Annotated in this window: 2 protein-coding genes and 3 pseudogenes; 1 reads left to right on the forward strand and 4 read right to left on the reverse strand. The window is 68.0% G+C overall.

The window, feature by feature from the left end:
• Positions 1-42: 42 nt before the first annotated feature.
• Positions 43-252: pseudogene (locus tag AD428_RS28695) on the forward strand (hypothetical protein); the annotation flags it as partial.
• On the opposite strand, the pseudogene AD428_RS23875 reads toward AD428_RS28695, so the two are convergent.
• The 4 genes and pseudogenes from AD428_RS23875 to AD428_RS23890 all read right to left on the reverse strand — a co-directional run.
• Positions 249-1,115, reverse strand: a pseudogene (locus tag AD428_RS23875) (ABC transporter ATP-binding protein); the annotation flags it as partial. The pseudogenes AD428_RS28695 and AD428_RS23875 overlap by 4 nt on opposite strands.
• Complete coding sequence (locus AD428_RS23880) at positions 1,112-2,014, reverse strand: ABC transporter permease (RefSeq protein ID WP_053246807.1); 903 nt, start codon at positions 2,012-2,014, stop codon at positions 1,112-1,114. The pseudogene AD428_RS23875 and the gene AD428_RS23880, both read right to left, overlap by 4 nt.
• 37 nt (positions 2,015-2,051) lie before the next feature.
• Positions 2,052-3,026, reverse strand: coding sequence for an ABC transporter permease (locus tag AD428_RS23885; RefSeq protein WP_053246754.1), 975 nt, complete (start codon positions 3,024-3,026; stop codon positions 2,052-2,054).
• Positions 3,023-3,796 (reverse strand): annotated as a pseudogene (locus AD428_RS23890) (NAD(P)/FAD-dependent oxidoreductase); the annotation flags it as partial. The pseudogene AD428_RS23890 and the gene AD428_RS23885, both read right to left, overlap by 4 nt.

The raw sequence follows: 3,796 nt of genomic DNA on the forward strand, positions 1-3,796 counted from the left end.
CTTTCCGCCGCGTCCCGCGCGCGGCGCATCCATTTTCAAGCCATGCCACTGTCTGCCCTTTCGCCTGCCCCCGCCCAAGCGGCCCGCGCCCAGCGTCCGACCGTGTTCATCTACACCGAGGAACAGCGCGGCAAGCAACTGGTCGAGTCGCCCGTCATCGGGATGATGTCGGACGCCTCGGGCTCGGACAAGCTCATCGTCATCCAGGACCCGCACTCCGGCATCAAGTTTCTCTACCGCATCGATTTCGAAAGCAGGTTGGGTGTCATGCCGGGAATCTGGCGCAGCCGCTGGCCGCGCCGGTTGTTGCTGGGCAGGCTGCCGATCAGGCCCGCCGTGTACGGATGCTGCGGACGGTCGAGCACGTCGTCGACGCTGCCGTGCTCCACGATGCGGCCGGCATACATCACGGCGACTTCGTCGGCCAGCCCGGCCACCACCGAAAGATCGTGCGTGATCCAGATGAGGCTGGTGCCGTGCCGCTGGGCGAGCTTCTGCACTTCGGAGAGGATCTGCGCCTGGATGGTTACGTCCAGCGCGGTGGTGGGCTCATCGGCGATGATGAGGTCGGGCCGGTGCAGCATGGCGATGGCGATCGCCACGCGCTGGCGCATGCCGCCGGACAGCTGGTGCGGATAGGCGCGCAGCCGCTCCTCGGGGCTGGGAATGCCCATCATGCCCAGCGTGTCGCGCGCGAGTTCGCGCGCCTGCGAGCGGCTCATCTTGCTGTGGGCCAGCACGGTCTCGATCATCTGCACGTCCACGCGCAGGACCGGATTGAGCGTCATCATCGGATCCTGGAAGATCATGGCGATGCGGTTGCCCTGCAGCTTGCGCAGTTCGCGCGCGGGCAGCTTGGCCAGGTCGCGGCCCTGGAACAGCACTTCGCCGCCCACGATGCGGCCGGGCGGGTCCACCAGCCCCATGATGGAAAAGCCGGTGACCGACTTGCCCGATCCGGACTCGCCCACCAGGCCGAGGATCTTGCCGCGCTCCAGGGTGAACGACACGCCGTCCACGGCCGGCAGCACGCCGGCCCGGGTATGGAAATGCGTGCGCAGATCGCGGACCTGCAGCGTGGCCGGTGCGTGCTGCGCGGGAGAGGCCGCGTTCATTTGTGGGTCCTCGGGTTGAGCACGTCGCGCAGGCGGTCGCCTACCAGGTTGATCGCCACGATGGTGACCAGCAGCGTCATGCCGGGGTAGAAGCTGATCCAGTACTCGCCGGAAAGCATGAACTGGAACCCGTTGGAGATGAGCAGGCCGAGCGAGGGCTCGCTGATGGGCACGCCCAGCCCCAGGAAGCTCAGCGTGGCTTCCAGCGTGATGGCGCGCGCGATCTGCAGCGTGCCGATCACGATGAGCGGCGGCAGGCAGTTGGGCAGGATGTGCTTGAGCATGATGCGCCACGTGGGAATGTCCAGGCAGCGCGCCGCCTCCACGTACTCGCGGCGCCGTTCCACCAGCGCCTGGCCGCGCGCCGTGCGCGCGTAATAGGCCCATTCCAGCAGCACCAGCGTGAGCACCACGTTGCCCACGCCCTTGCCCAGGTAGGCCAGGATCATCATCGCCACCAGGATCGACGGAAAAGACAGCAGCAGGTCCACCAGCCGCATGAGCAAGGCGTCCACCTTGCCGCCCGCGTAGGCCGCGAGCAGCCCCAGCAGCGTGCCCACCACTCCGGCGATGAGGGCAGAGCCCACGCCCACCATCAGGCTGATGCGCAGGCCGTACAGAATGCCCGAATACAGGTCGCGGCCCTGGCCGTCCGTGCCCAGCCAGTAGTGGAACGTCTCCATGCCGTTCATGGAGCCCGGCGGCAGGCGCGCGTCCAGGACGTCGATCTGCATCAGGTCGTAGGGATTCTGCGGCGTGATCCACGGCGCCAGCGCCGCCGCCACCACGAGAAGCACCGTCAGCGCCAGGCCCAGCACGGCCGTTTTGGAAGACAGGAATTCCTGCAGGTTGCGGCGCCAGGGCGACTCGCGCCGCAGCGCGGGCGCGGCGGGCGGCAGGGAAAGCGCTGCGCCGTTTTCGGGGGGCGGGCCGGAGTCATGCCGTCGCCTCCAGCCGCACCCGGGGGTCCAGCACCTTGTACAGAATGTCCACGATCAGGTTGAGCGTGACGAACATGAAAACCACCACCATGAGATACGCCACGATGACCGGGCGGTCCAGCGAATTCAGGCTGTCCAGGATCAGCTTGCCCGCGCCCGGCCAGGCGAAAATGCTTTCCGTGATGACGGCGAAGGCGATGGTCGAGCCCAGCTCCAGGCCCAGCACCGTCACCAGGGGGATCATGGTGTTGCGCAGCACGTGCACACAGACCACGCGCCAGGGCGACAGCCCTTTGGCGCGGGCAAAGCGCACGAAGTCCATGGGCAGCACGTCGCGCACGCCGGCCCGCGTCAGGCGGATCACCAGCGAAATCTTGAAGAGCGACAGGTTGAGCGCCGGCAGGATCAGGTGGCGCCAGCCGTCGGCGGTGAGCCAGGACCATTGCAGCCCGAGAAGCTCCACCGTTTGGCCGCGCCCGCTGGCCGGCAGCCAGCCCAGGTGCACGCTGAACGTCATGATGAGCATCAGCGCGATCCAGAACGTGGGCAGCGAAAAGCCCACGATGCTGCCCGCCATGACCAGCTTCGAGAACCGGCTGTCTGGATAGAGCCCCGCCAGCAGGCCCAGCGGCAGCCCGATGACGATGGCCAGCAGCATGGCGGCGATGGCGAGCTCGAACGTGGCCGGCAGGCGCTGGATCACCAGCTCCACCGCCGGGATGTTGTAGACGAAGCTGTTGCCCAGGTTGCCGTGCAGCGCGCCATTGAGAAAGGCCAGGTATTGCCGCCACAGCGGCTGGTCCAGACCCAGCTCGGCGATGATGCGTGCGCGGTCCACCTGGTCCACGTCCTGCCCGATCAGGATGTCCACGGGGTTGCCGATGGCGTGCAGCCCCACGAACACGATGAGCGTCATGAGCAGCACGACCACGGCCGCCTGCCCGATGCGCCGGATCAGCCAGCCCGTCATTGCGCGGTCTCCGCCTGCGGAGCGGGGGCGGGCGTCCATTCGTCGCCGAACACCTCCGGCTCGCTGAACGCCACCATGTTGGCGTAGTGCGCCTCCACGTCCTCGCGGTAGAACAAGGCTGCGATGCCTTGCGCCAGCCGCTTGGCGCCGTCGCTGATGGCGGGTATGTCGCCCGACACCGTGCCGTGCGTGAGCGCCGCGGGGTAGGAGAAGCAGTGCACGCGGTCCAGCCCCGGACAGGCGCCCGGGGTTTTCTCCTGCAGCTCGAACGCCGGCCCCAGGTCGGGAGAATCGTGCAGCTCCTGGTCTTCCTCGCCGGGCCCGGGCGTGTAGCGGTCGCCCCAGGCGCGCACGTGGGGAGCGAGCGCGGCGAACTCCGGCCTGGCGTTCCAGTCGATGCGAAAACCCGTGGAGAAAACCAGGAAATCGAGCACGAAAACGCCCTTGGGCGTCGCCACGCGGATCTCGTCGCCCGACATGGAGACATCCAGGATGCCGCAGCCCAGGTTGAAGCGCGCGTTGGGATGGCGCGAAACGCGCAGCGTGCTGCCGCGCGGCGGCGGCACCTGCTGCACGTTGATGTAATGGCGGATGCGCCATTTCCATTCGTCCGGCAGGCTCAGGTGCCCGTGCGTCAGGCCGGGATTGCCCGCGCCCTTGCCCTTGTTGACGCGGGGAATGTCGGCGCGCCGGATCAGCAGGTCCACGCTGGCCGCGCCGGCTTCCAGGGCGGTGGCCGCGCTGTCCATGGCCGAGGCCCCCGCGCCCAC

It is taken from the genome of Achromobacter sp. DMS1 (assembly GCF_001270295.1).